At 68.4% G+C, this 2,321-nt stretch carries 1 protein-coding gene and 2 pseudogenes; 1 reads left to right on the top strand and 2 read right to left on the bottom strand.

The features are described 5' to 3' along the window. Nucleotides 1-144: 144 nt before the first annotated feature. A pseudogene (locus tag ACNFOC_RS53380) lies at nt 145-570 on the top strand (THUMP-like domain-containing protein); the annotation flags it as partial. Nucleotides 571-581: 11 nt separating this feature from the next. Here ACNFOC_RS53380 and ACNFOC_RS53375 read toward each other — a convergent pair. Further along, nucleotides 582-2,222: a hypothetical protein gene (locus ACNFOC_RS53375; protein WP_416966168.1), complete on the bottom strand. Its 1,641-nt coding sequence runs from the start codon at nt 2,220-2,222 to the stop codon at nt 582-584. Continuing rightward, nucleotides 2,183-2,321 (bottom strand): annotated as a pseudogene (locus ACNFOC_RS53370) (DNA gyrase C-terminal beta-propeller domain-containing protein); the annotation flags it as partial. The pseudogene ACNFOC_RS53370 and the gene ACNFOC_RS53375, both read right to left, overlap by 40 nt.

The following is a 2,321-nucleotide window of genomic DNA, read 5'->3' as shown; positions in this document are numbered from 1 at the left end:
CGAGCAGTTGCGTACGCATCGCGCGCATGAAGGGCAGCGGGCCGCAGAGATAGGCGCGAGTCCCGGCGCTGAACCATGCCGCACCGCACGGCCACGCTCCTGTGGCGCGCCTTCCTCGCGGCCGCCCTCGTGTGCGCCGTAGGGCTGCTGCCGGGTCCGCGAGTTCTGCACGGGCGCGGGCTTCCCGACCCTGAAGTCCGTCCCGTGGGGCGGTACTTGTACGAACCCGATGGTGCCGTCATCCGCGCCCACCTCGTCGCCGAGGTCGCGGAGGAGGTCGGGGGCGGGCTCATCGACGAGACCATCGCCTATGTGACAGCGGATGAGCTACGGCCTACCGCGTATGCCTCCGCCTATGAGATCACCGATCAACTTCCGTTTGGGGTCAAGAAGTTGAAGGCGTTGCTGCGGGAGCGGGGGGTGGGCGTGCTCACCGTGAAGAAGCGGGGGTCGGCCGTCGAGCCGGAGGAGTTGCGGCGGAAGGTGAAGCTTCAGGGGCCCAACTCGGCGACTGTGTTTCTTACTCGGGTGGCGGGGGCGCCGGCGATGTTGATCGGGCGGCCTGTCTGACGGTCAGGCGGTCAGGGGAGGGGCTCGATGGTGTGGTCGGTGAGGACTCGGACTCGGGCGCGGCGGCTTACGGTGTGGGCGAGGTCGTAGGCGTGGCGGCCGATCTCGCCGACCGACTGCCGGACGTGCCACAACAACAGGCCGACCGACTCGGCGTCGTCGGCAGATGCGGCGGCGGCCGACAGAAGGCTCTTCGTCTCGTACTCCGACGACATACCGGCACCACGCGTGTACTCAAGAACCGCATGCGCCCGCGAGGGCGGAACCTGTGTCGGAGTCGGCGATCCGATGCCCAAGCGCCCCTGTCCGCCCAACCGTAGATAGAGATCCACCCCCGCCTCGGGAGCCAGCTCGTTGAGCCAGCCGAGGGCATGGTCGGCCGTTACGGGGGATGCCAGGTCCATGCCGAAGAAACCCTGTGCGATACCGAGGTCGCCGTACGGGGACAGGACCTCGGCGAGGCGATGGGAGTTCCTGCCCGGCCAGGAGTAGGACCGGCCCGGCCCCACCTCGTACTCCAGATCGTGGGGCACGGCACCGTCCAGGATGGCGTCCCGGACGATGTCGAGTCCGAGTGGTGTCCCCCAGGCGGCCGAGGTCGCGGCGGCGGCCACGGACACGCGCACGTCCCGGGCTTCGATGAGTGGCTGGATTTCCTCGATGTTCCCCGGGCTGCGGTCAAGGCATTCGAGGGCCAGCCAACGGGCCTGCCAGATCACGTCCTCGTCACGGGCGAGAGCGAGGAGAGCGTCACGGTACGCCCAGCCGTGCCCCTTGGCCGTGTACTCCGTCAGGGCCACCATGAGGGAGACCTTCTGATGGTCCCTCGTCGACCTGGACCGCACGGCGTCAAGGAGAACTCCGGCTCCGGGATCGCCCGCCATGCCCAGATACACGGTGGCCAGTTTCCAGCGCTCGTAGAACCAGCCGTTGGGCCGCAGGAGAAGCCCAAGAAGCCATTCCTGGACACCGGAACCCCTCGCGTCCGCCCACCAGTCCTCGATCCCCTCGACGATGTCGGCGAAGGAGCCCGACTCGCCGTAGGTGTCGATGGTGCGCACGAAGATGCCGGCCGGTGCTCCTGTCGCGCCCAGCGCCCACAGAACGGCACGGATTAGGCCGATCCGGGAATAGTAGTCGTGAGAGCCCGTCGTCGAGGACGACAACTGGCCCAGCAGTTCGGCCAGTTCCGCCGTCAGCATGGGTACGGCACTCTCCACGCGCAGAAGGCCGACGGCATCGACGAGCTGCTCCCGCAGCCGATCGGGATGTCCGGAGCGGAGTACCAGCACTCCGAGCAGCCGCTCCCCCACATTCCGCCCACCGTGCGCGACCAAGGCGTCCACCAAGGCGACTCGTGCCGCGACACCCCGCCGTTCGTCGCCGATATAGCCGATGACCTCGGTCAGTTGCTCCGCCGAACCCACCACCCCGACGATCGCCTCCGCGGCCCGCTGCCGCTCCCCCTCGTACTCCGTCGTCTCCAGCAACGCCCACACCGCCCCGACGATCCGTCGCCGCAGACCGACATCGGCGACCCTCGGGGCCCCCGTCAAACACCGCGCCGCAAGCAGCAGATCCGTGTGGAACAGGTCGTCGTGCGGGAGTTGGAGGAGGTCCGACTCGCCCTCGCCCGGCGGCAGTCGCAGCACACGAACGTACCGGGTCGAACAACATTCATCGAGAGAAGCTGGTCGCCCTCGCGGAAACTCATGCCCTTGACACCGGAGGTCGCACGCCCCATGGGGCGC

Source organism: Streptomyces colwelliae (genome assembly GCF_048158785.1).
Taxonomy (GTDB): domain Bacteria; phylum Actinomycetota; class Actinomycetes; order Streptomycetales; family Streptomycetaceae; genus Streptomyces.
The sequence above is the reverse complement of the archived record's forward strand: the minus strand, read 5'-3'. Positions and strand labels throughout refer to the sequence as shown.